Raw genomic sequence first — 24198 nt, 5'->3', positions numbered from 1 at the left:
CGGCTAACAAAACGTAGCGAGCAGCCGTCAGGTGGGTGCGGACGGCGCGGAGGAACCGGAATGTACGTGGGTACATGAGGATTCCGAGCACCGGCCGCGCCCGCCCGGCGGCTGCGCAGTAGTTTTGATAGCTGCTCTAAGCTGCGGCGCTGTGACCACGTTGGCCCACGCGGGCCGACGTGGCGGGACGGGCGGGCCGCTCGCGCCCGCTTGAGCGGATGCAACTGAAAAATCTCCGCGCACGCGTGTCGATCTGCCGCGTGCTGGTTCGTCGTGTCTGCAATGGCCGCAGTGAGCGGTCATCCGCCCGACACCACGAAGGAGATCCGCATGCGCTGCATGGCCATCATCAAGGCAAGCCCCGAATCCGAAGCCGGCATTCTGCCCAGCGAGCGCCAGCTCACTGCGATGGGTGCGTTCAACCAGGAACTGCTCAACGCCGGCGTCCTGCTCGGCGGTGAGGGGCTGCATCCCAGCGCGCGCGGGCTGCGCCTGCAGCTGGATGCGCACGGCAGCCGTGTCACCTCCGGCCCGTTTGCAGCCACCGGCGAATTGATCGCCGGCTTCTGGCTGCTGCAGGTGAACTCACTGGACGACGCCGTGGCGTGGTTGAAACGCATGCCCAATCCCGACAACGCGCCGATCGAGATCGAATTGCGCCCGGTCTTCGAGGCCGAGGACTTCGGCACCGCGTTGACCGCCGAGGCACGCGCACTGGAAGACGCGCTGCGCCAACAACTCGCCCACTGATCCCGCACCCAGGAGACCACCCCATGCACGTCACGCCCTATCTCAATTTCAACGGCCATTGCCGTGAGGCTTTCGCCCATTACCAACGCGTCCTCGGTGGCGAGTTGATGCTGATGACCTACGCACAGATGCCGGAAAACACCCGCGATGACGGCTGCGCCGACGTGAGCGCCGCGGCACCGGACCAGGTCATGCACGTCACGCTCGCCGCAGGCGAAGCGCCACTGCTGATGGGCTCGGACATGCCGCCCGGCCAGCACGCGCCGGGCGGCTCCAACATCGCGGTCGCCCTGAACTTCGATGACAACGCCGAGGCAGAGCGCGTGTTCGCGGCGCTGGCCGAGGGCGGCCAGATCGGTATGCCTATGGAGGAAACCTTCTGGGCCGAGCGCTTTGGCATGTGCATTGACCGGTTCGGGATCCAGTGGCTGGTCAACGGGCGCTACCAGCAGAGTTGACCCCAAACGTTGCGCTCGCTCACAGGAGCTGCCCATGCACCCACAGCGCGCGATGGATGCACATATCGTGTCACTGCCGCTCGCCATCGCGTTCTTCCACGCGATGGGGCTGCGCCTGCTGCCCTGTAACGTGTGCGAGGACTGTTTGATGTCGCGGGGTATGTGCGCAGTCGCCACGGTGCAGTGTCTTGCGCCGATGGCACGGATGACGCAGCAGCCGTGCACCGCGTGCAGCGGAGCGAGCTGGAGCGCGCGGTGCACACCGTCACGTGTCGCCGCGCACACCGTGCCGCCTGCAGACACGCTGCTGCAGCACCACTGGCAGACACAGCGCACGTTCGCACGCTGCGGCGATGCAGATGTCCTGCACAACCTCTGCGAACCGGGCTGAGCCATGCAGGCGCGCTGCGGCGCGTCTTGCTGGCGACACGCGGGAATGCTCTGATCGGTGCCCATGGCTGCGACCGACATTTCCGCACTGCTGGACACCCTGTGGCGCCGCGAGGCCTCACGCATCATCGGTGCGTTGGCACGCCAACTCCGCGACGTCGGGCTGGCCGAAGAACTGGCGCAGGATGCGCTGGTCGCCGCACTGGAGCATTGGCCGCGCAACGGCATTCCCGACAACCCGGCCGCGTGGCTGATGACCACCGCCAAGCACCGCGCCATTGACCGCCTGCGCCACTATCAATTGCAGCGGCGCAAGCACGATGCGCTGAGCTTCGAGATCGAGCGCGAACAGCAAGCCGCCAGCGCCGCGCAGGTCGTCGATCCCGACGATGACCTGGGCGATGACCAACTGCGTTTGATGTTCGTGGCCTGCCACCCGGCGCTGGGGACCGATGCGCGTGTCGCACTGACCTTGCGCCTGCTCGGCGGTTTGAGCACCGACGCGATCGCACGCGCGTTTTTGGTACCGGAAGCCACCATCGCCCAGCGCATCGTGCGGGCCAAACGCACACTCAGCGACAAACAGGTGCCGTTCGAAGTGCCGCGCGGGAGCGAGCGGCATGCACGGCTGGCCTCGGTGCTGGAGGTGCTGTACCTAATCTTCAACGAAGGCTACGCGGCCAGCGACGGCGACGATGCACAGCGGCCTGCGCTTTGCCACGAAGCGCTGAGCTTGATCGGCGTGCTTGCCGAGCAGATGCCCACTGCCGCCGAGGTGCATGCATTGCGCGCCCTGATGGCGTTGCAGGCCTCACGTAGCGCGGCGCGCAGCGATGCCAGCGGCGCACCGGTGTTGTTGCTGGAGCAGGACCGCAGCCGCTGGCATCAACCGCTGATCCAGCTCGGCCTGGCCGCGCTGGCCCGCGCGCAGCAGTTGGGAGGTGGCCAGAGCAGTTACGCCTTGCAGGCTGCCATCGCCGCCTGCCACGCCACCGCCGCGCAGGCGCAGGACACCGACTGGTCGCGCATCGCCGCGCTGTACACACGGCTGGCGCAGCGCGTTCCATCACCGGTGATTGCACTCAATCGCGCCGTGGCCATCGCCATGGCCGAGGGCCCTGCGGCAGGGTTACTGCTGGTAGAGGCCTTGCAGCAGGACAACACGCTGCGTCACTACCATCTGCTGCCCAGCGTTCGCGGCGACCTGCTCTACAAGCTCGGCCGGTTTGACGAAGCACGCGCTGACTTCCTGCATGCCGCCACGCTGGCCGGCAACGCACGCGACAAGACATTCCTGCTGGCCCGCGCGGATGCCTGCACCGGATTACCCGCGTAACGCGCGCGTTGTCGTTTTACGTGCTGGCTTGCGCCAAACGATTAGATGGGTTCGGTGCGCGTACCGCAGCCCCAATGTGGCGCGGCACGCGACACCAACGCCGCCGCCTGGCTACACCAGCAACGCCCGCAGCGAGTCGCGCTCCAGCTGCGCATACAGCGCAAACTCGTCATGCACCGGCGCGCCCAGTTCGCGTTCGAAGGTGCTCTTGCTGGCGTGCGCGGCATAGGCACGCTGCTCGGCGCCGCCCAGATTGGATTGGAAGATGCCCGCTGCACTCACCGGCAGGAAGTCTTCGTAGATGATCGGATCGGCACGCACCAATCCCAGCGCAATCGCGGTTTCGGCCGGCATCGCGGCAACCTGCGCCGGGTCGGCGCGGCCGGCCTCGGTGAGCGCGTAACGGAAATACCCCAGGCCTTCCTGGCGCAGCACCGCTTCATCATCGGGGAACGCAACGAACGCGGTCTGCAGCACGGTCGCGTAATCGCTGCCGGTACTGCCCGCACCCTCGGTCTCGCGCGCCTGCGCCAGCAGGGCGTCGTACAGCGCGCGGCCCTTGGGCGTGAGTGCGAGCCCGCGTTGCTCGATCTCGCCGAAGCGCGCGGTATGCGTGCCCTGCTCGGCCTGGCCCGTTTCGCCCAGGAAGCGCACCGGCTCTTCCAGCGCCTTGAAGCTGGTCTGCCGCAACAGGATCGGCACGCGCCGGCGTGGCGGGCCTTCGATGACCGCCTTGGCCTCGATGCCGGCGCGCTGCATCTGCGCCTGCGCCGCATCGATATCCAGCGTGCGCGGCGTGAGGTGATTGATATGCGGGCCGTGGAAACTCACCACGTCGGCAATCAGTTTGTGCGCCTGGCTCAACGCGCGGTAGGTGGGCAACGCCACTGTTGCATCGCCATGCCAACGAAAGGTTTCCAACGCCTGCGCCACGAACTGCTGCGCCTGTGTCGCATCCAGGCCGCCGGCACGCTCGTGCTGCTCGATCAGTGATAGCGCCTCGGCAGTGAAGATCTGGCGTTGCGCCAGGATCTCCGCCGCCTGCACGCGCAACGCCGGATCTTCGATCAGCTCCAGGCGCAGCAGCGAGGTGAACACGCGGAACGGATTGGCCGACAACGCTGCATCGTCGATCGGGCGGAAGGCGGTGGAGTGCACCGGCACGCCCGCAACAGAGAGGTCGTAATAGCCCACCGGGTGCATGCCCATCACCGCAAACAGCCGCCGCAACGTGGCCAGCTCCTGTGCCGTGCCGACCCGGATCGCACCATGCCGCTCCAGATCCAGCCGCGCGCGCTCGTCGTTGCGTTGCAGCCGCGCCGCCAGTGCCGGATCGGCCTGCAGGGTCTGCGCGTTGACGTCGGCCACCAGGGTCATCAGGTCGCCATACAGCGGCACCTCGGCGCGATACATGTCTGACATGGCCTGCGCAAACAGGCTGCGGATCTGGTCAGGGGAAACAAACACGGTCTCGCGCATGGGACAGTCTTGGCAGTGCCGGCCACTGCCGACGTTGCCCCATTCTCGCCGACCCTGCCAGCTGGCGGCCAGCTGCAAGGCAGCATCGGCATCGCGTGTTGGCTGGCAGACAGCAGCGCTGCCAGGCGCCGTTCGGCTTACTCGCGCGCCATGCTGCGCAGTGTCGCGTCATTGCGCCGTGCCGCGGTCATCGGCAAGTCCATCGCAGCGCCCGTTGCGCCTGCACCATCGCGCTGCCACGCGACAGCTACCGCGCTACAACCCGGCCTGCACTGCTGCTTCGGCCGCCTCGCTGGCCTCGCGCGCCGCTTCCAGGCGCTGGGTATGGTCACCCAATTGGCGGCGCAGCAGCGCGTCCAGCGTGAACGGCCGTTCCCAGCGGTCATAGCTGGCCACGATCGCGTGGCGCAACGCACGCAGGTGCGCCGTGTCCGGCGCCACCGACAGCCGCGTGATCACCCCCTGCCAGCCGTCGTGATGGTCGCGGCTGAAGGCGCGCACGGTGTCGCGGCAGGACAGCTGCAGCGTCTGCGCCCAAAAACACGCGAAATAGATGTCCCCCGCATGCCAGCCGTGCACCTGCAGCAGCGCCTGCACATAGCCGCGGCGTACACCGGCGTAGCGCGCCACCTCGTCCATGAAACTGTCCGGATAGCGCTGCGCGTAGCTGCCCATATCGGCAAGATGTTGGTCCACCCAGGCGTCGCCGGTGCCCGGCATCACTGCCGGCGCGGTTTCCTGTCCCGTCGCGGCATCGGCCGACGCAGGCGCTGCTGGCGCTGGTGCACTCTGCGCCGCAGCCCATACAGGCAATAGCAGCAGCGCCAGCAGCAGCGGCACGGTTCGAAGCGACAGGGCGCGCAACACAGGCATGCGCAGATGATGCCGCAAGCCTGTGCGGCTGTCAGGCCGGTGGCGCATCAGCGCAGGTCGTACACGCCGTAGTAGTGCACTTCACGGCAGCCGCTGAGATCGCAGGACCCGATGTAACCCGGGCCGACATACCGCTGGCGCGCATCGCGGTTGTGCGGGCTGCTGTACGGGTCCGGGCCGTACAGCCCGTTGCCGTAGTACATCTGCCCGTAGGGACGGTTGCGGCTGGCACCGAGCCGGATCGCGCCGTAGCCGTAGCCATCGCCGTAGCCGCCACGTGCCCAGGGACTCGCGCCGTCATCGCCAGCAGCGTGGCGCGCACCTGAGCGTGGCTGTAAACGCGCCACGCTGTCGCCTTGCGCGTCCACATAGCCGTTTTCAGGGTCGAACCGCACCTTACGCACATACACCAGTTCGCCATCGATGCGGCGCGTCTGCAGCTGCACGAACGTGCCGCCATCGTCGTAGTAAGGCTGGCCTTGCCGGAACACCGCCTCACTGGGGTTGACGCGCTCTTCCTCCAGCTCCGCTGCCAGCAACGGCGAGGAACAGCACAGCACCGCCAACACCAAGGCACGCGCCGTGGACGCTTGCAGCAACCAAAACACCTTCATCAGATTCCCTCCTCGCTCGGTGGCGCACCGCGCCGCTCCCAAAAAACGTCCTGTGCACTGCAGTGCGGTGGAACGCGCCGTGCCGTCCTGCCCGGCAGTGCAGGCTCAGCTTACTGCTGGCGCCCCGCCTGCGCATCCAGCGCGCGCACGGCGGCCGGCCAACCGGATGGGTCCGGCACTTCGCGCAGGCGCGGCTCATCCGCTGCCACGCCATGGTCCTGCTCGTGTGCCCAGGTCACCGCATAGGGTGTGTAGATGCCCAAGCCACCAATCGCCAGCACCGGCTCGACATCCGAACGCAGCGAATTGCCGATCATCACAAAGCGCTCCGGCGGCAGATCGAATTCGCCCAGCACGCGCGCATAGGTCTGCGGATCCTTCTCGGACACCACCTCGATGCGCGGAAACAGATCGCTCAACCCCGACTGTTCGATCTTCTGCTCCTGATGGAACAGGTCGCCCTTGGTGATCAACACCACCGCGTAGTCGGCGGCGATTGCAGCCACCGCCTCGCGCACGCCGGCAATGACCTCCACCGGGTGCTGCAGCGTGGCGCGGCCAATCTCGACGATGCGCTGGATGTCGCGTGCCTCGATGCGCGCCTCGGTCAACTCGATCGCGGTTTCGATCATCGACAACGTCATGCCCTTGGCTCCGTAGCCGAAGATCTTGAGATTGCGCCGCTCCACTGCCAGCAGATGCTGCTGCATGCGGCTGTCGCCCAGGTCCAGATAGCCGGACAGGATGGTCTCGAAGTCCGCCTCGGCCGTGCGATAGTAATCCTCGCTCTTCCAGAGGGTGTCGTCGCCGTCGAAGCCGACCAGTTGGATCGCCTGGCCGTCGCGCTGTGCAATGGGAGTCATCGGGCAAGTCTAGCAGCGCGCATGGCCGTGTTCAGCGTGGCTGGCGGCGTATGGCGAGCCGTCGCCAACGCAGGCTGCAACAACCGTCGCGCGCGGTTGGAAGATGCGGATTGCTGACCACGGCAGCGCGCCTGTTGGCGGCGGCACCGGCATCTCAATCGCGCCCCTCAGTCCCCCGCCGCGTCGCCCGGGCCGGGTTGGTAGCTGGCGAACTCGTCCCGCGACAAGCGGCCGTCGCCATTGCTGTCGAACCGGGCGAAATTCTCGCGCAGCACGGGGTCCGCGCCAGCTTCCGCAGCGGTCAGCGAGCCATCGGCATCGCTATCCAGGCTGCGGAAACTGCGCGGGCCCAAGGTCCCGGCCTGACTGGGCAGCGCCGCTTCTGCGCCGCCTTTTGCACCGGACGTCGCCGCGGGCGCCGCGGGCAACAACGGCGTGCTGGCCGGTGCCGGCGGGTCAATCGGCAGCGGCGCCATGGTCTGCGTGCTCGATCCAGGAGACGCCGGGGCCGGCGCAGGCGTGACAGGCGGCAGTTCCGGTGGGGCGGCCCACACCATGCCCGTTGCCGACAAGCCGATCAGTAGCGTGAGACGCACAGACATAGATGACCGCCAAGCACAGGAAAGCAGTGCACGTTAACCCGGTAGACGTAAACAGAACGGGAGCGACCCTGGCAGGCCGCTCCCGTGTGTTCCATCCTAACAATGTTCTCAGCGCACGCGGCGCTCATGCAGTGGTTGGCTGATTTCGCACCTCCATCGTCATGTCAGTGGGCAAACATCGCGTTGAGTTCTACATGTTGCTGTCGGTCGGAAAGAACGCTGCAGCTGTGCGGGTTGCAGCTTACTGCCCCTGCGAACCGGTCGCGCCGCCGCTCTGCTTAGCGACAAAGGCCTTGTACTCATCCGGGGTCAGCTTGCCGTCGGTGTTGCCGTCCGCGCTATCAAAAATCTGCGCAAGACCTGCATTGACCTGCGCTTCCTGCTTGCTGATGGCGCCGTCACTATCGGTGTCCACACTGGCCCAAGTCTGACCACCGCCAGACTGCGACTGTGCGCTGGTGGCCGAGCTACCGGTCTGCGCCGGCTGCGCAGCATCCTGGGAGGCGCTCTGCGCCATGGCCGGCAGCGCCAGAGCGGCAGCAAGGGCGGCGGTGGCAGCGATCAGCGAGGTGCGGTTACGGGTCTTCATTGGGAGGTCTCCTTGTCTTGGGAATGCACGGTGTCGCCGCACATGGCACCACCCTACCCATCGCAAATGAACGTTCAACCTGCCCTGATTTGCCGCAAAACGTCCTCTTAACCACCCAACAATTCTTTGTGATTAGGCGGCTGTTAGGCATGCGTGAGCCAAACAGAAGCGCCCCATTCAATCAGCGCGAATTTGAGACTTGAGGCCCGTTTTGATGGCCGCTTTTACGCGGCAGGCGCGTCATCGTCCCACGTCGCGGAACTGAACAATCGCCAACCCAGCACCACACCGGCGATCGCACCGGCCACTTCGAGCACCACGCGCGAACCCAGTTCATTGGGGTCGTGGATCTTGGCCAATGCCACGCGCGCATACAGCGGTGATTCCAGCCGCACCACGCTGGTGTAAACCAGATGCCACATGTCGTAGCCGGCACCGACGGCTACCGCCAGCAGGCAGGCGATGCCCAGGGTGTGCCCATGCGTGAACTGCAGACGCCGGCCCAGGTGCTCGACCCCGGCAAACAGCAATACCCCGATCACCAGGGCGATCAGGCCGGCTTCCAGCGATCCGAGCAGGCCAAAGTGCAGAGGCAGATTCATTAAAAGGCGTTCCAGCGCGAGAGACGCCCCAGTCTAGCGGCAGTGCGCGGGGCAACCACGCGCGGCACTGCGGTTGGCGCGCCACTGGATCGTGCAGCCAGCGGCCGCTGCCGCAGCATCGGTGCGGCAAGCGAAGCGACGTGGGTAACGCCTCATTCCACTCATTCATTCGGCGGCGCAACACCGTTACGCGGTGCACTGTTCGCTCGCCAGGCCTGCGCAAAGCCGCCTAGCGCTCAGGCGTCGTCCTGCCCACGTGCGCTGACCTGCGCTTCGCCTTCCTCATCCCACTGCACGCTCACCGAAATGGGCTTGCAACAGACCTGGCAGTCTTCAATGTAATGCTGGTCGCCGCCGGACAGATCCAGCGCCAGGGTGATCCATTCCCCGCAATACGGGCAGGCGATATCGACAAAGCGTTCCGGATCGGACATGGCAGGTTCCTCAGTTGACCGGCACGTCGTAGGCGGTGTCGGGCGTGGGTTCCGGACGAAAGGTGAAGTGCCACCATTCCATCGGGTAGTTGACGAAGCCCTGCGCTGCCATTGCGCGCAGCAGGCGCTGGCGGTGTGCGCGTTGGGTTGCGCTGATGTCGGGCGCGTCGGTATGTGCCCGGGCGTCGAAGAAATCGAACGGCGTGCCCATGTCCACCGGTGCGCAGGTTCCACGCTTGCAGGTCAGCAACCCCAGATCAAGCGTGGCCCCGCGGCTGTGCCCGGAGGTCTCGGCGATGTAATCGCCAAGCAACGCGCGCTTGTCCACGCGCGGGTAGTACTGCGCCTTGGTCGACTGCGCCTGCAGATCACGCGCCCACGCGACGAACGCCTGCACCGCACGCACCGGGCGATAGCAATCGAAGACCTGCAGGCGATATCCCTGCGCCTTGAGCGTACGCGCCACCCGCGCCAACGCCTCCGCCGCCGGACGCAGCAGATAGCAGGTCGGCGCCGCATACCCCGGCACCACGCGGCCAGTGAAGTTGTCGCGCCCGGCGTACCGCATGTCGACATCGATGTTGGGCGCAAGGCTGCGCACATCGATCAGGCCAGCTTGTGCTGGCGTGGTGGCCGGCGAGATGCGTACATCAGCGGCAAGCGCGGTCAAGGGCAGCAGCAGGACCGCGGCCAGCGCCATACGCACCTGACGTATCGCACCGCAAAGAATGTGCCGCATGAAGACCTCTTTAATAAAAAAACGGTGGCAGATCCACGATGAATCGACACCCACAAACCGCAGCATAGGCCCGCACGCAGCAGTGTCTAGAGGCTGCTGTCAGCGTCGTTGCGGTCATCGGTCACCGCGGGCTGCGAAGCCGGCAGCAACGGCCGCGTCAACGCAAACAGGATGCGCAGATCTTCCGCGTCCAGCACCTTGGCGTCATTGCCGCGGAAGTGGTGGTGGAAGGCCTGCAGGGTAGCGGCGGGGTCGTCCAGGCTGTAGCCGAGCAGGGCCAGTGCCTGCCAGGGGTCGAAGCCGGCGGGCGCGGCGGGGCTGTCGGCGGCCGGCCAGCGGCCGAAGCCGGCATCGGCCAGGCGCTTCCACGGGAACAGGGGGCCGGGGTCGTTCTTGCGTGTGGGCGCGACATCTTCATGCCCGACGATCTGGGTGCGCGGGATGCGCAGGCGCGTGCACAGGTCCTCCAGCAGTGCCAGCAGGCTGTCGATCTGCGCCGGGGCAAAAGACTCGTGGCCGTCATTGTCCAACTCGATGCCGATCGAGGCCGAGTTGATATCGGTAATGGTGCCCCAGCGCCCGGCCCCGCCATGCCAGGCGCGTGCGCTGTCGGCGACCAGTTGATAGCGTTGGCCATCCTCGCCGATCAGGTAATGCGCGCTGACCCGGCCGCCGCTGTTGCGGCCGCGCAAGGTGGTCAGGCTCTGCTGCACGGAGTGCTGGTCGGTGAAATGCAGCACGATCAGGATCGGGCGCCGCGCATCCTGGTTTGGCGACGGTACCCACTGGGCCAGCGGGTTGCGCTGCGGCGCATGCGCGCACGCGCCCAGCAGCAGCACCGCCGCGCACAGCGCGGCACGTGACCACAGGTGCAACGCGCGAGGACGAGGGGGCATCCGGTTCTCCTTCAAAGACTGCCCGGTCAGGCAGGTGCGACGCGCGCCGGCCTGGGCACGCGTGCGGGTGAGCGCCGCGCGGGCACAGCGCAACGCGACTAGACTAAACGCTTCGCAGCATGCCGGCCGCGGCCATCGTCGAGAACTCCTGCCATGCCCGTGTCGCGCCCTCTGTGCTTGTGGTTGCTCTGTCTGGTCGTGATGCTCGCCAGCGGTGTGGCGTGCGCGGACAGCTCGCCTTCCCTGCAGGCACCGTTCGCCGTGGACGACGCGCAGCTGCAGGCCGATTACTGGATCGCACGCAGCGACACGGCCAACGCGCCGCGCATGCCTGGCACGCAGATCGCCGCGTTCAATGCACGCCTGTTGCGTGACGATGCCTCCATGCACGACCTGGCGCGCCTGCCCGCCACGCTGACGGCCGCGCAGGTACGCGCATGGATCCAGACGCTGTCGGCAACGCCAACGCGCACGCTCTACAGTACCGATGGCCAGACGCTGACTGCAGCGCAGTTGGATGCACTGCGGCAATCGCTGGCGCTGGATGCGTTACCCGCGCGAATCACGCCGGCCTATGCCCTGGTGGTGCAGCGCGCCGCCTTGCGCACCTTCCCGACCACGCAGCGGGTGTTCACCACTCCCGACGACCGCGATATCGACCGGTTTCAGGAGTCGGCGCTCTACCCCGGCACGCCGGTCGCCGTGCTGCACACCAGTGCCGATGGTGCGTGGCGCTTTGTGCTGGCCGAAAACTACGCCGCCTGGGTCGCCAATGATCAGCTGGCGGTGGGCACGCGCGCCCAGGTGCTCGACTACGCACAACGCGGCCCGCGCCTGGTGGTAACCGGCGCACGCGTGCAGAGCGCCTACACGCCGGAATTGCCGGCGGTCTCCGCACTGACGCTGGACATGGGCACCAGCCTGCCGCTGCTGCCGCGCTGGCCGCCACAGACGCCGGTCAACGGGCAATTGCCGCTCGCCGCATACGTGGTGGAACTGCCACAGCGCGATGCGCGCGGTGCTCTGCAGCTGGTGCCGGCGCTGGTGCCGCGTGGTGCGGATGTGCATGTCGGTGCGTTGCCGCTCAGCGATGCAGCACTGCTGCGCCAGGCGTTCAAGTTCCTGGGTGAGCGCTACGGCTGGGGCAACGATTACGCCGCGCGCGATTGCAGCGGCTTCGTGCTGGATGTCTATCGCAGCCTCGGCATCGCGCTGCCACGTAATACCGGCGACCAGGCGCGCAGCCCGGTGCTGTACAGCGTGCCCTTCGATCAACGCGCTCCCTCGCCGCAACGACAGCAACAGCTGGCGCGGCTACAGGTGGGCGACCTGATCTACATCCCCGGCCACGTAATGCTGGTGATCGGGCATGTGCAGGGCGCGCCGTGGGTGATCCACGACGTGGCCGGTGCGGGCTACCGCGATGCCGCCGGCGCCCTGCAGCGCGCGCGCTTGAACGGCGTCTCGGTCACGCCGCTGCTGCCGCTGCTCGCCGGCGACGGTACCCCCTTCATCGACCACATCACCCGCATCCAACGCGTTGCAGCCACGGCCTTGCCATGAAAATCACCGGTTTCCGCCTGGGCATGCTGCGCGTGCCGCTGAAAACCCCGTTCAAGACCGCGGTGCGCACGGTGCAGGCCATCGAGGATGTGGTGGTGCTGCTCCAGACCGACGGCGGCCACATCGGCTATGGCGCCGCGCCCGCCACCGCGCTGATCACCGGCGAGACGCATGCCAGCATCATCGCTGCCATCACGCACTGCATCGGCCCGCGCCTGATCGACCAGGACGTGGCCGATCTCAACCGCTTATGCGGACTGGTGCAGCAGGCGCTGGAGCGCAACAGCAGTGCCAAGGCCGCGGTGGAAATCGCGCTGTACGATCTGTGGGCGCAATCGTTCGATGCGCCGCTGTATCAGCTGCTGGGCGGCGGCACTCCGCGCATCACCACCGATATCACCATCAGCGCCAATCCCATCGAGGTGATGGTGGCCGATGCGCACGAGGCGCTTGCGCGTGGCTACCGCGCGTTGAAGATCAAGGTCGGCAAGGACATCGACTCGGACCTGGCCCGTGTGCAGGCGATCCACGCTGCGGTACAAGGCCGCGCACCGCTGCGGCTGGATGCCAACCAGGGGTGGACGCCCAAACAGGCGGTGCGCACCATGCGCACGCTGGAGCATGCAGGCATCGCTCCGGAGTTGCTGGAGCAGCCGGTCAAGGCTGCCGACCTCGATGGCCTGGCGTTCGTCACCGCACATATCGATACACCCGTGATGGCCGACGAAAGCGTGTTCGCGCCGGCGCAGGTGATCGACCTCATCCAGCGCCGCGCGGCCGACATCGTCAACATCAAGTTGATGAAGACCGGTGGGATGTCGCAGGCGATCCGCATTGCCGATATCGCTGCGCTGTACGGCATGCCGTGCATGATCGGCTGCATGATCGAATCCAGCATCAGCGTGGCCGCCGCAGTGCATCTGGCTGTGGCCAAGGCCGACAGCATCACCCTGGCCGACCTGGATGCGCCGGCGCTGGGGCAGTTCGACCCCACCGAGGGCGGCGTGCATTTCAATGAGGCGCAGATTCATATCGACGACGCGCCCGGCCTGGGCATCCGGCGCATCCGCGGGCTGGAGCTGTTGCCCTGATCGGCGCACATGCCGCGCAGCGCTGCGTTGCATCCGTTGATGCGCAGGCGCGCGCGTTGCTGGGTACAGTAGCGATCAGGCGTGCAGTGCCGAAGGGCAATACGTTGCGCGCCGCCCCCTTTGCAGCGGTGTCTGCCGCTGGTCAGTGATCACTGGAGCCTGCATGCGCATCGCTGTGTTGTTTCGATCCTTCGTGGTGCTGGCGGTCCTGCTGAGCAGCAGTGCGGCAAGCAGCGCCGCACCGGTGCCGGCACTGGAGGCGGCACGCGCCCTGATCGTGGTGACCACGGCGGACTGGGACAGCACCCAGGCACGCCTGCAGGCCTTCCACCGCGTGGATGGCCGCTGGCAACCGGCCGCACCGGCGTTTGCCGTTGCGCTGGGCCAGCATGGCAGCGCCTGGGGCGAGGGCCTGCACCCGGCCCAGACGCAAGGCCCGCAAAAACGGGAAGGCGACGGCCGCAGCCCGGCCGGCATCTTCGCCATCGGCCCCGCGTTCGGCTATGCGCCGCAGATCGACAGCGCCCTGCCGTACCAGCCGATGCAGGCCAGCCACTACTGCATGGATGTGCCCAGCTCGCCGCTGTACAACCGCATCGTCGATGCCGACCAGGTGGGCAAGGCCGCGGTGGCCGGCTCGACCGAACCGATGCGCCTGGATCTGCGCCACCCCGGTGATGCGCGCTACCAGGAAGGGTTTGTGATTGCGCACAACCCACAGGCGATTCCCGGCCGCGGCAGCTGCATCTTCGCGCATCTGTGGCGCAGCCCGGGCCATGCCACCGCCGGCTGCACCGCGATGGCCCCCGCCGACATGCAACGTTTGCTCGCCTGGTTGAAGCCCGAGGACGCGCCGCTGTTCGTGCTGTTGCCACGTGCCGAGTACGCGCGCCTGCAACGCAGCTGGCAGTTGCCGGCACTGGCGCAGGCCACGCCATGAGCAGCCAGGGCACTGAATCTCCCGCACTGGTGCGCGCGGTCAGCCGCTGGCAGATCGTGGGCTTGTCGATCAACGATGTGATCGGCAGCGGCATTTACCTGCTGCCCGCGGCCACGGCCGCGCTGCTGGGGCCGATGAGCCTGTGGGCGGTGATGCTGGCCGGCCTGGCAGTGGCGCTGCTGGTGCTGTGCTACGCCCAGGCGGCCAGTTATTTCGATACGCCCGGCGGCAGCTATCTGTATACGCGCGAAGCCTTCGGCCCGTTCACCGGCTTCCAGATCGGCTGGATGATCTGGCTGACACGCATCAGTTCGGCCGCGGCACTGAGCAATGGGCTGGCCGATGCGGTGGCGCGCTTCTGGCCGGCCGCTGGCAGCGACGGCTGGGAACGTCTACTCGTGGTGGTGGGCTCGCTGGGCGTGCTCACCGCCATCAACGTGATCGGGGTGAAGTCGGCCGCACGCACCGGCGTGGCGCTGGTGATCGGCAAGCTGGTGCCGTTGCTGTTGTTCGTGGCCATCGGCCTGTTTTACGTGGATTGGTCGTGGGCCTTTGCCGGCAGCACGCCGGACCTGCGCGACCTCGGCAATCTGGGCGAAGCCGCGTTGCTGTTGCTGTTTGCGTATGCCGGCTTCGAGAACATCCCTGCCGCTGCAGGCGAGTACCGCAACCCGCGCCGCGACGTGCCGTTCGCCTTGATCACCATGATCGTCACCGTGACCCTGATCTATGCCGCCGTGCAGGTGGTGGCGCAGGGCACCCTGCCGAATCTCGCGGCATCGCCTACGCCACTGGCCGATGCCGCCAGCCGCTTCGGTGGCGAAGCCCTGGCGCTGATCCTCACCGTGGGCGCCACCATCTCCATCCTGGGCACCACCAGCAACACGGTGATGCTGGGCCCGCGGTTTTTGTTTGCGCTGGCCCAGGACGGCTACGGCCCGGCCTTCCTGGCGCGCGTCCACCCGCGCTTCCACACCCCTGCGGCAGCCGTGCTCACGCAAGGCGTGCTGTCGCTGGCGCTAGCCTTGTCGGGCTCGTTTACGCAGCTGGCACTGCTGTCGATGGTCACGCGGCTATTTGCCTATATCGGCACGGCGGCGGCGGTGATCGTGCTGGCACGCCGTTATCGGGCGCGCACCGATGCCTTGCGCTTGCCCGGTGGCCCGCTCATTCCCATCGCCGCCCTGCTGTTGTCGCTTGGCCTGTTGGCGAGCGCCAGCTGGCAGAACCTCGCCGCCGCCGGGCTGGCCTTGCTGGTGGGCTGCGTGTTCTACCTGTTCCCGCGCAAGCCGGCCTGAGCACTTCGCGCCGCGCTCGCGTAGCGCTCACGCACGACTAACTGCGTGCGCATGACGCTGCCACGCACAGTCCTGCGGGAGGTTGCGATGAAGCTGCGCCGTGTCTACAGCACACCGAATGTCGACAGTGCCCAACGCGTCCTGCAGGCCGCGCGCGGCGCGGGGCTCGACAACGATGCGCTCTCACTGATTGCACGTTCGGATATCGAAGTGGAAGGCGTTCCCGACGAACGCAAGGACGCCAAGACCGACTTCCTGCCCGCCGCCGCCCGCGGCGCTGCCACAGGCGGTGCCGCGGGCCTGGTCGCAGGATTGGTCGCCATCGCGGTGCCGCCAATTGGGCTCACTGTCGCCGGCGCCGGGGTCATGGCCCTCGCGGGCGCCTTGGTTGGCACGTGGTCGTCCGCGCTGGTGGGTGCCACCGTGCCGGATCCGGTGCGGCGCCAGTTCGAAGACGAGATCGAAGCCGGCCGCGTGCTGGTGGTGATCGATGCCGAAGAACAGCAACTCCACAATGCGGAATCTGCGCTGGTGAGCGCAGGGGCAACGCCATTGCCGTATGAAGCCGCGTCAGCGGCGACCTGAAGCATCAGCGGAAATGCGATGTGGGCGCAATCGCATATTCCCGAGCAAACCACTTCAGCTTGGACAACGCACCCGACGAGCACCACAGTTTGATCTGCCCATCACCCGGCGTGCCATGCAGTTAACAAGCGCCGCCCTAGGGTATTTCGCACATTCGAACGAAGGAGACGCGCATGAACGTGCCCTACCAGATTCCCGGCCGTGCCCCGGACGAAGGCCGCAACCAGAACGTTTCGCAATACTGGCGCGAGCGTTTTACCGAGGAGCCGTATTACGCCGAAGGCGATCGCTACGAAGATTATGAAGCCGCGTATCTTGCCGGCCACGAAGCACGCGTGCGCGATATGGCGCGCGCCTACGATCAGGTGGAAGCCGAGCTGCATCGTGACTGGGATGCCAATCGTGGGTCTTCGTCGTTGAGCTGGAGCAAGGCCCGCCATGCCGTGCGGCGCGCATGGGAAAGCGCTGCAGAGTTTGTCAGTGGCGATGACCACGCCAAAAACGCAGAACGCCACCGTTGAGGTGGCGTTTCGCGTTCAAGGTGTACCAGCTGGCGCAGTGTCAGTCCAACGCAGGCGGGACGGCGCGGCTCACTGACCCCGCCGGGCCATCCATCGCATCACGCGTGTTCTTCTGCACCGCGACCGCGCCAAACAGGCTCAGTGCGTAGGCCATCGCATAGAAGCCCTTTTCGCTGAGCAACAGTGTTGCGTTGAACAAGCCAATGGTCAGCAACAACAGCGCTGCAATCAGCGAGAACCAGCAGATGGCGTAATACAACCCGGTGACCGGAATGCCATCGACACGGTCGCGCACATTTTTTTGCAGCGACACCGATGCGAACAGGCCGAACAACAGCAGGGTGAAGTAATAGCCCTTTTCGTTGAGCAGCATTTCGGCATTCCACAGGCCGACCAGATAGGCGCCGCCACCGAGCAGCAAGGCGGCCCACGATGCGGCGACAAAGGCAAACGAGGTTTTCTGCGTGACAGCCATGGAAACTCCTTTTCATGGTGAAGCATCGAGAGGGGACCCGGCGGTCTCGCAGATGGTGATCTACGACAAGGGCGGCCTGGACGGCGTCGTGTAAGGTACTTGAAAACCCGACGCGGGACACGTTGTGGGAGGGCTGCGACGTGACCGTGCCTCATCCCCTGGAGGACCTCATGTCAGTTCGACGTCTGCTTGCCCTGGCCTGCACGGCCAGCTTGTTTGCCACCGGCGCCGCACTTGCCGCACCTGCCACCGCGCCGGCAGCGTCCATTCCCAAGGCGCAATGGCCGTTCCAGGCCACCACCGTGGCCGATTTCGATGAGCCGTGGGCCATGACGTTCCTGTCCGACGGCAGCCTGCTGGTCAGCGAAAAGCGTGGCGCGTTGATGCGCCTGGACCTGAAAACCAAGCGCAAACGCGCCATCACCGGCATCCCCACCGTCGCCTACGGCGGCCAAGGCGGTTTCGGCGATGTGCTGGCGCATCCACGGTTCGCCCGCAACGGGCTGGTATACGTGAGTTACGCCGAACCTGGCGAGGGCGACGTGCGCGGCGCGGCGGTGGCGCGTGCCAAGCTGACGCTGGACGCAAACGGCGGCGGCAGCCTGTCGGACCTGAAGGTGATCTGGCGGCAGGACCCGAAGGTGACCGGCAACGGGCACTTCGGTCATCGCCTCGCCTTCGGGCCGGACGGCAAGCTGTGGATCAGCTCCAGCGAACGCCAGAAGTTCACGCCCGCGCAGGACATGCAGGCCAATCTGGGCAAGCTGATTCGTCTCAACGACGACGGCAGTGTGCCTGCCGACAACCCCTTCGCTGCGCAAGGCGGAGTTGCCGCGCAGGTGTGGTCGCTAGGCCACCGCAACATCCTGGGCATCGCGTTCGACAGCAAGGGCAAACTGTGGGAACACGAAATGGGCCCGCTCGGCGGTGATGAGCTCAACCTGATCCAGCGTGGCGCCAACTACGGCTACCCGGTGGTGTCCAACGGCGACAACTACGACGGCACGCCCATCCCGGACCACAACACGCGCCCGGAGTTCGCTGCGCCCAAGATCAGCTGGACGCCAGTGATTTCGCCAGCGGGGTTTGTGATCTACAGCGGCAAGCAGTTCCCGGCATGGCGCGGCAATGGCTTCATCGGCGGGCTGTCGTCGATGGCGTTGGTGCAGGTGTCCCTGGACGAACAACCGCGCGAACTGGCGCGTTACGACATGGGCGCGCGCATCCGCGAGGTGGAGCAAGGTCCAGATGGCGCGCTGTGGCTGCTGGAAGACGAGGCCAGCGGCAGCACCGGCCGTCTGCTCAAGCTGACGCCCAAGCGCACCGGCACTGTCGAGGAAGACGCGTGAACTGCGAGTTTGAGTAGGGGAGTCATGCCATCGCCACGCACGCATCGCGTGCTGGCGATGGTCATGATGTGATGCGAAGCGCCGAGCGATCGGCGCTTTTTTTCTGCGACACGCACTTCTGCAGCATGCATGCCTTTCGGCAAAAAGTTGGGCGCAGCGACAAGCGCATTGACCACTAACGCTGATTGGCCGCTACGCACTCGCATGCGAACGACGCGTGTGATGGTCACCTGACCTGAGTCACAGGTCGCCCATCCAGAGACCCGCGTTTCATCTGCATAACCGAGTGACCTGCAGTGCGACAGGCCACGCCCAGGGCGGTGCCTCAGCTTTCCAGCAACTCGAACGACACCGCCTCGCCACTCTTGGCCGACGCGCACACCCACACATCGAACAGCCCCGGCTCGGCGCCGAACACGCCCTTGTGGTTGGTAAACGCCAGCGCATCGCGCTGCAGGGTGAACACCACCTCCGCACTCTCGCCCGGCTGCAGCAGCACCTTGCGGAATCCCTTGAGCTCGCGCACCGGCCGCACGCGGCTGGCAACCCGGTCGTGCACATACAGCTGCACCACTTCTTCGCCGGCTACGGTGCCAGTATTGGTCACGCGCGTGGTGATGGTCAGCGTCTGCTCCCATCCCAACTGCGTGGTGCTCAGTTGCGGCGCCGCATACGCAAAAGTGGTGTAGCTCAAGCCGTGGCCGAACGGGTACAGCGGCTCGTTGGGCATCTCGCGCCAGCGCGCCTTGTATTCGGACAGCGTGGGCAGTTCCGGGCGGCCGGTGCGCAGATGGTTGTAGAAATACGGCTGCTGGCCGGTCACCTGCGGGAAGCTGATCGGCAGGCGTGCCGAGGGGTTGTAATCACCAAACAGGACGTCGGCCACGCCGGTACCGGTCTGGGTGCCCAGGTACCAGGTCACCGCAATCGCATCGGCATCGCGCACCGCACCGCTCAGCGCCAGCGCGCGGCCGTTGCGCAACAGGATCACCATCGGCGTGCCGGTGGCGGCCACCGCTTCGGCCAGTGCCTGCTGCGCCGGCGGCAGCGTGATCTCGGTCCGCGACTGCGCCTCACCGCTGAAACGCTGCGGCTCGCCCAGCGCCAGCACCACCACATCGGCAGCTTGCGCGGCATCGATTGCCGCGGAAATGCCGCCTGGCAACGGCTCTTCCAGCCCGCAGCCAGCCACCACGCTCAGGTTGTCGGCCGCCACCACTGCACGTACGCCCTGCTCGAGCGTGACGTACCGTTCCTTGTCGCCGAACAGGGTCCAGCAGCCTTCGATGTTTTCGCGGTCCTGCACGAACGGGCCGATCAGCGCGATGTTCTGCCCGCTCTTCTTCAGCGGCAGCAGGTCGCCTTCGTTCTTGAGCAGCACGATCGAACGCCGCGCCGCATCGCGCGACAACGCATCGTGCGCGGGCAGATGCGCGGTATCGGCTTCGCGTGCGGGATCCAGCGAGCGGTACGGATTGTCGAACAGGCCGATCGCCTCTTTCAGCTGCAGGATGCGGCGCACGCTGGCGTCCAGCGTGGCCATCGGCACCTCGCCGCTTTCCACCAGCAACGGCAGATGCGCGGCATAGAACCCGCTCTGCATGCTCAGGTCCAGACCCGCCAGGAACGCCTTCTTGGTGGCGTCGCGCTCATCGGCCGCGTAGCCGTGCGCAATCAGCTCCATGTCGGCGGTGTAATCAGAAATCACCACGCCCGGGAACTGCCATTCACCGCGCAGGATCTCGGTGAGCAGCTCGTGGTTGGCGCTGGCCGGCACGCCGTTGATGTCGTTGAAGGACGACATCACCGTCAGCGCGCCCGCATCGAACGCCGCCTTGAACGGCGGCAGATGCACATCGCGCAGCGTCTGCGGTGCGATATCCACCGTGTTGTATTCCATGCCGGCCGCCACCGCGCCGTAGGCGGCAAAATGCTTGGGCGTGGCCAGCAGGCAATCGTCGGCTTTGAGATCGCTGCCCTGGAAGCCGCGCACGCGCGCGGCGGCAAACGCCATGCCCAGCACCACGTCTTCGCCGGCGCCTTCCGCGCCACGGCCCCAGCGCTGGTCGCGCGCAATGTCCACCGCAGGTGCATAGGTCCAGTGCAGGCCGGCAGCGGTGGCCTCGATCGCGGTGGCCCGCGCGGTGCGCTCAGCCAGCTCCGGCTCGAAGCTTGCCGCTTCGCCCAACGGGATCGGGAACACCGTGCGCATGCCGTGGATGACATCGGCGGCCAGGATCACCGGAATGCCCAGGCGGCTTTCTTCGACCGCCACTTTCTGGATCTGCACGCCCAACGCAGCGCCCACACCATTGAACAGCGAGCCCACCCGGCCCTGGCGGACCTGTTGCAGCACTTCGTCGGCGTTGAGGACATTGGCCTCGGGATTCACGTCCGGCGCGAACGGCCGCACCATGTCGGCGAATACCCCGAGCTGGCCGACCTTCTCTTCGACGGTCATGCGGGCAATCAGGGAGTCGATGCGATCAGCAGCCATGAGATCCTTGAGAAAACGTTTACATGGCCGGCAATTCTAGCCTGATGCGACCACGATGGTGAAAGTCCCCCGCCCCGGTTCAGCCTCGGATTCAGCTGTTCGGGGCGGCAGTGCGACGCAGTTCGCGCAGCCGGCGGCAGACGCTGTCCCCAGCAGCGCCAGTGATCCCGGCAGTTGGATGAGCCCGGTTGCCGGCGGATCGGCCACCTCTCCAACTCGATACACCAACGTCTATTGCGCCAGTGGGAGCGCCAGATCAGCTGCGGCTGCGCTCGATGATGACGCCCACCGCCTGCGCGCCGCGCACCGCGCCCGGCTTGCTCAACTTCAGTCGCAGCCACTGCACTTGAAATTCGTCCAGCACGATCGCCGCACACCGCTCGGCCAGGGTCTCCACCAACCCGAACTCCGACTGCTGCACGAACTCGATCAACCGCTTGCTCACCGCCTTGTAGTTGAGCGTGTCGGCGATGTCGTCGCTGGCGGCCGGAATGCGGTTGTCGAACCCCATCTCCAGGTCGAACCGCAACGTCTGCCGGATCCGCCGCTCCCAGTCGTAGATGCCGATCAGCGCATCGATGTCGAGACCTTCGATAAAGACTTTGTCCATGGAGAGCCGAGATTGGGGAGTGGGGAGTCGGGATTGGCAAGAACAGGAAGGCAGCGCGGAGCCAGGCATTTACGAATCCCGAATCTCTACTCCCGACTCCCGCGCCGCCGCCGCCAGCGGCGGCAAGCTCGCCATATCCCAACGCGGCGTCACATGCACCGCGGCATCGGCGTGCTCGCCGGCTTCCAGGCGCAGCGCGCCGGCGAAGGCAATCATGGCGCCGTTGTCGGTGCACAGGGCTGGGCGCGGGAAGCAGACCCGGCCGCCGCGGCGTTGCGCGGCCTCCTGCAGGCGGGCCCGCAGGCGCTTGTTGGCGCCCACGCCGCCGGCCACCACCAGGGTGTTGCAGTCGGCGGCGTCCAGCGCGCGCAGGCACTTGATCGCCAGCGTCTCCACCACCGCGTCCTCGAACCCGCGCGCGATGTCGGCGCGGGTGGTGTCGGACTGGTCGCTGCCGCGCCAGGCCAGCAGCACCTGGGTCTTGAGCCCGCTGAAACTGAAGTCCAGCCCGGGGCGGTCGGTCATCGGCCGCGCGAACTTGTAGCGCCCCGGCGTGCCGGTTTCGGCCAACGCCGCCAGCTGCGGGCCGCCCGGATACGGCAGCCCCATCATCTTGGCAGTCTTGTCGAAGGCCTCGCCGGCGGCGTCGTCCAACGTTTCGCCCAACACTTCATACGCGCCCAGCGCCTTCACCGAGACCAGCTGGGTATGGCCGCCAGATACCAGCAGCGCCACGAACGGCGGCTGCGGCGGGTCGTCCTCCATCAACGGGGCCAGCAGATGGCCTTCCATGTGGTGCACGCCGATCGCCGGCACCTCCAGCGCCCAGGCCAGCGCGCGCGCCACCCCCGCACCTACTAGTAAGGCACCGACCAGGCCCGGGCCGGCGGTATAGGCCACCCCGTCCAGCTCATCGATGCGCAACCCGGCCTCGTCCAGGGTCTGGCGGATCAGCGGCAGCAGCTTGCGCACATGGTCGCGGCTGGCCAGCTCCGGCACCACGCCGCCGTATTCGGCATGCAGCGCGATCTGGCTGTAGACCGCATGGGCGCGCAGCGCCGGCACGCCGGACAGCGCGGTGTCGTACACCGCCACCCCGGTCTCATCGCAGGATGATTCGATCCCAAGCACTTTCATGACAGTTCGGCAGGCAGGTTCATGGGCTGTATTTTCGCAGCTTTTGCCGCGCGCAAACCGGTCTCCGCAGGTATGCTGCGCGACCGCGGAATGGCCAGCCAACTGCGGCAGCACGCACGTTCCGGCGCCCTCGATCCACTCGATTGCGCCAGGGGCTTGCAGGCCGTTCCCAAGTCGTTATAATGCGCGGCTCGCCGGGGCAACCCGGAAATTCCGTCACGCGAGTCCGCTCGCACCCGCCCGGGGCTCCCGGACGGAAATCCCATTATCTGGAGAACCCATGCCCAGCGTTAAAGTCCGCGAGAACGAGCCCTTCGAATTTGCGCTCCGCCGTTTCAAGCGCACCTGCGAAAAGGCCGGCGTGCTGGCCGAGACCCGCAAGCGCGAGTTCTATGAAAAGCCGACCCAGGAGCGTAAGCGTAAGGCTGCTGCTGCTGTGAAGCGTCAGCTGCGTCGCTCGTCGCGCGACGTCACCAAGCGCCAGCGCTTGTACTGATCGATCGCGGTTCTTCGCCGGCGGGCAGGCGCTGTAGGCGCGGCCCCTCGGAGTAGAACCCAAGAGCCGGCACGCGTAAGCGTCGCCGGCTTTTTGTATTGGCCTGCCGCGGCCGTGCGTGCCGAGGCAGTTGGCCCGGCCACCGCGTCGCTGCATTCACGCTGGTTACCCGCCATCTCGGCGGCGCCTGTCGGCGATCCCCCTTACGTCACCCAGGAGTACAGCATGTCCCTCAAGCAACAGCTCACCGAAGACATGAAGGCTGCGATGAAGTCCGGCGACAAGCACAGCCTGGGCGTGATCCGGCTGATCAATGCCGCGATCAAGCAGAAGGAAGTGGACGAGCGCGTCGAAATGGACGATGCCGCCGTCATTGCCGTGCTCGACAAGATGGTCAAGCAGCGCAAGGACTCAGTGACCCAGTACGAAGGCGCCGCCCGCGAGGATCTGGCACAGATCGAGCGCGAGGAAATCGTGGTGATCGAGCGCTACCTGCCGGCAAAGATGGGCGAAGCCGAGATCGTGGCCGCGATCCAGGCGGCCGTCGCCGAGACGGGCGCCAGCAGCCCTGCCGATATCGGCAAGCTGATGGGCGCACTCAAGCCCAAGCTGGCCGGCCAGGCCGACATGGGCCTGGTGTCCACGCTGGTGAAGAAGCAGCTGGCCGGCTGAGGCCGATCAACCGGCCTGCCCTGCGCCGATGGCCGGGGCATGCAGGCGGCGGGTGCGCTGCTGCTGCCGCGCGCGTCGAGCCCGCGTGGTGCGATTACGGCGTGCGCCGGTGATGGCCTTCGCCTTCCCGAGGTGGATCGCAGCTTGGCGGTATGCGAGGCCCGATGCGCTGCACGGTTACATCAGTCGCAGCGGTTGAACCATCCCCTCGTTGCTACGAACGCGCGGTGCGCGCTGCCGAGTCCGCGCATATCGTTACGCCGCCGCACGGCGTCATCGACGCCGCAGTGCTGCTGGTACATCGCTGATCACTGATCCGTACTGCTGTTGCCACTGCCT

General features: G+C 66.5%; 26 protein-coding genes and 1 other RNA gene. 12 read left to right on the top strand and 15 right to left on the bottom strand.

Annotated elements, in window-relative coordinates; genetic code table 11:
* Nucleotide 1 precedes the first annotated feature (1 nt).
* Nucleotides 2-76, bottom strand: a non-coding RNA gene (locus ACCQ01_RS02355) — sX9 sRNA.
* 254 nt (nt 77-330) lie between these two features.
* Between ACCQ01_RS02355 and ACCQ01_RS02350 the strand changes: the two genes are divergently transcribed.
* The 3 genes from ACCQ01_RS02350 (at nt 331) to ACCQ01_RS02340 (ending at nt 2934) form a co-directional block, all read left to right on the top strand.
* Complete coding sequence (locus tag ACCQ01_RS02350) at nt 331-750, top strand: YciI family protein (protein ID WP_228433516.1); 420 nt, start codon at nt 331-333, stop codon at nt 748-750.
* Nucleotides 751-773: 23 nt separating this feature from the next.
* On the top strand, nt 774-1208 hold the full coding sequence (locus tag ACCQ01_RS02345) for a VOC family protein (protein WP_228433518.1): 435 nt from the start codon (nt 774-776) through the stop codon (nt 1206-1208).
* Between the two features lie 454 nt (nt 1209-1662).
* A complete protein-coding gene (locus tag ACCQ01_RS02340) occupies nt 1663-2934 on the top strand; it encodes an RNA polymerase sigma factor (RefSeq protein WP_228433520.1) in 1272 nt (423 codons plus the stop codon).
* 111 nt (nt 2935-3045) lie between these two features.
* Here the strand turns inward: ACCQ01_RS02340 and hglS are convergent, their stop codons facing one another.
* From hglS to ACCQ01_RS02290, 10 genes are all read right to left on the bottom strand, one after another.
* Nucleotides 3046-4413 (bottom strand): 2-oxoadipate dioxygenase/decarboxylase HglS, encoded by a 1368-nt coding sequence (gene hglS, locus ACCQ01_RS02335; RefSeq protein WP_228433522.1) that lies wholly within the window; start codon nt 4411-4413, stop codon nt 3046-3048.
* A 255-nt stretch (nt 4414-4668) separates the two neighbouring features.
* Nucleotides 4669-5334, bottom strand: coding sequence for a hypothetical protein (locus ACCQ01_RS02330; protein ID WP_228433524.1), 666 nt, complete (start codon nt 5332-5334; stop codon nt 4669-4671).
* Nucleotides 5334-5900 (bottom strand): hypothetical protein, encoded by a 567-nt coding sequence (locus ACCQ01_RS02325; protein WP_228433526.1) that lies wholly within the window; start codon nt 5898-5900, stop codon nt 5334-5336. Before ACCQ01_RS02325 ends, ACCQ01_RS02330 begins: the two co-directional genes overlap by 1 nt.
* Nucleotides 5901-6010: 110 nt before the next feature.
* On the bottom strand, nt 6011-6763 hold the full coding sequence (locus tag ACCQ01_RS02320) for an HAD family hydrolase (protein WP_228433528.1): 753 nt from the start codon (nt 6761-6763) through the stop codon (nt 6011-6013).
* 167 nt (nt 6764-6930) lie between these two features.
* Nucleotides 6931-7365 (bottom strand): EF-hand domain-containing protein, encoded by a 435-nt coding sequence (locus ACCQ01_RS02315; RefSeq protein WP_115576328.1) that lies wholly within the window; start codon nt 7363-7365, stop codon nt 6931-6933.
* A gap of 241 nt (nt 7366-7606) precedes the next feature.
* On the bottom strand, nt 7607-7954 hold the full coding sequence (locus tag ACCQ01_RS02310) for an EF-hand domain-containing protein (RefSeq protein WP_115555192.1): 348 nt from the start codon (nt 7952-7954) through the stop codon (nt 7607-7609).
* Nucleotides 7955-8178: 224 nt separating this feature from the next.
* On the bottom strand, nt 8179-8556 hold the full coding sequence (locus tag ACCQ01_RS02305; protein ID WP_103700431.1) for a hypothetical protein: 378 nt from the start codon (nt 8554-8556) through the stop codon (nt 8179-8181).
* 236 nt (nt 8557-8792) lie between these two features.
* Entirely contained in the window at nt 8793-8990 is a 198-nt protein-coding gene (locus ACCQ01_RS02300) for a CPXCG motif-containing cysteine-rich protein (RefSeq protein ID WP_011270049.1), read from the bottom strand.
* Between the two features lie 10 nt (nt 8991-9000).
* A complete protein-coding gene (locus tag ACCQ01_RS02295; RefSeq protein ID WP_228433544.1) occupies nt 9001-9690 on the bottom strand; it encodes a M15 family metallopeptidase in 690 nt (229 codons plus the stop codon).
* Between the two features lie 125 nt (nt 9691-9815).
* Nucleotides 9816-10625, bottom strand: coding sequence for an N-acetylmuramoyl-L-alanine amidase (locus tag ACCQ01_RS02290; protein ID WP_228433529.1), 810 nt, complete (start codon nt 10623-10625; stop codon nt 9816-9818).
* Between the two features lie 153 nt (nt 10626-10778).
* Here ACCQ01_RS02290 and ACCQ01_RS02285 point away from each other — a divergent pair, with 153 nt between their 5' ends.
* From ACCQ01_RS02285 to ACCQ01_RS02260, 6 genes are all read left to right on the top strand, one after another.
* Entirely contained in the window at nt 10779-12188 is a 1410-nt protein-coding gene (locus tag ACCQ01_RS02285; RefSeq protein ID WP_228433530.1) for a C40 family peptidase, read from the top strand.
* A complete protein-coding gene (locus ACCQ01_RS02280; protein ID WP_228433531.1) occupies nt 12185-13279 on the top strand; it encodes a dipeptide epimerase in 1095 nt (364 codons plus the stop codon). Before ACCQ01_RS02285 ends, ACCQ01_RS02280 begins: the two co-directional genes overlap by 4 nt.
* Before the next feature lie 163 nt (nt 13280-13442).
* The gene (locus tag ACCQ01_RS02275; protein WP_228433532.1) at nt 13443-14219 is read left to right on the top strand and encodes a L,D-transpeptidase family protein; all 777 of its coding nucleotides are present in this window, start codon (nt 13443-13445) and stop codon (nt 14217-14219) included.
* Nucleotides 14216-15517: an APC family permease gene (locus ACCQ01_RS02270; protein ID WP_228433533.1), complete on the top strand. Its 1302-nt coding sequence runs from the start codon at nt 14216-14218 to the stop codon at nt 15515-15517. Before ACCQ01_RS02275 ends, ACCQ01_RS02270 begins: the two co-directional genes overlap by 4 nt.
* Nucleotides 15518-15604: 87 nt before the next feature.
* Nucleotides 15605-16102 (top strand): hypothetical protein, encoded by a 498-nt coding sequence (locus ACCQ01_RS02265; protein ID WP_228433534.1) that lies wholly within the window; start codon nt 15605-15607, stop codon nt 16100-16102.
* Between the two features lie 173 nt (nt 16103-16275).
* Nucleotides 16276-16623 (top strand): hypothetical protein, encoded by a 348-nt coding sequence (locus tag ACCQ01_RS02260; RefSeq protein WP_014506334.1) that lies wholly within the window; start codon nt 16276-16278, stop codon nt 16621-16623.
* Between the two features lie 40 nt (nt 16624-16663).
* On the opposite strand, the gene yiaA is transcribed toward ACCQ01_RS02260, so the two are convergent.
* Nucleotides 16664-17098, bottom strand: coding sequence for an inner membrane protein YiaA (yiaA, locus tag ACCQ01_RS02255; RefSeq protein ID WP_228433535.1), 435 nt, complete (start codon nt 17096-17098; stop codon nt 16664-16666).
* Nucleotides 17099-17268: 170 nt separating this feature from the next.
* Between yiaA and ACCQ01_RS02250 the strand changes: the two genes are divergently transcribed.
* Complete coding sequence (locus ACCQ01_RS02250) at nt 17269-18447, top strand: PQQ-dependent sugar dehydrogenase (protein WP_228433536.1); 1179 nt, start codon at nt 17269-17271, stop codon at nt 18445-18447.
* 325 nt (nt 18448-18772) lie between these two features.
* Here the strand turns inward: ACCQ01_RS02250 and ACCQ01_RS02245 are convergent, their stop codons facing one another.
* The 3 genes from ACCQ01_RS02245 to tsaD form a co-directional block, all read right to left on the bottom strand.
* Nucleotides 18773-20944: a glycoside hydrolase family 3 N-terminal domain-containing protein gene (locus ACCQ01_RS02245; RefSeq protein WP_228433537.1), complete on the bottom strand. Its 2172-nt coding sequence runs from the start codon at nt 20942-20944 to the stop codon at nt 18773-18775.
* A 256-nt stretch (nt 20945-21200) separates the two neighbouring features.
* Nucleotides 21201-21554 carry a dihydroneopterin aldolase gene (gene folB, locus ACCQ01_RS02240; RefSeq protein ID WP_011038896.1) on the bottom strand — a complete coding sequence of 118 codons (354 nt, stop codon included), beginning with the start codon at nt 21552-21554 and terminating at the stop codon, nt 21201-21203.
* 69 nt (nt 21555-21623) lie between these two features.
* On the bottom strand, nt 21624-22691 hold the full coding sequence (gene tsaD / locus ACCQ01_RS02235) for a tRNA (adenosine(37)-N6)-threonylcarbamoyltransferase complex transferase subunit TsaD (RefSeq protein ID WP_228427252.1): 1068 nt from the start codon (nt 22689-22691) through the stop codon (nt 21624-21626).
* Between the two features lie 280 nt (nt 22692-22971).
* Between tsaD and rpsU the strand changes: the two genes are divergently transcribed.
* Together rpsU and ACCQ01_RS02225 are read left to right on the top strand one after the other, a co-directional pair.
* A complete protein-coding gene (gene rpsU, locus ACCQ01_RS02230; protein WP_002808376.1) occupies nt 22972-23187 on the top strand; it encodes a 30S ribosomal protein S21 in 216 nt (71 codons plus the stop codon).
* A 225-nt stretch (nt 23188-23412) separates the two neighbouring features.
* The gene (locus ACCQ01_RS02225) at nt 23413-23859 is read left to right on the top strand and encodes a GatB/YqeY domain-containing protein (RefSeq protein ID WP_011038898.1); all 447 of its coding nucleotides are present in this window, start codon (nt 23413-23415) and stop codon (nt 23857-23859) included.
* Nucleotides 23860-24198 lie beyond the last annotated feature (339 nt).

Source organism: Xanthomonas sp. NCPPB 4037 (genome assembly GCF_041475695.2).
Classification (GTDB): Bacteria; Pseudomonadota; Gammaproteobacteria; order Xanthomonadales; family Xanthomonadaceae; genus Xanthomonas; species Xanthomonas campestris.
The sequence above is the reverse complement of the archived record's forward strand: the minus strand, read 5'-3'. Positions and strand labels throughout refer to the sequence as shown.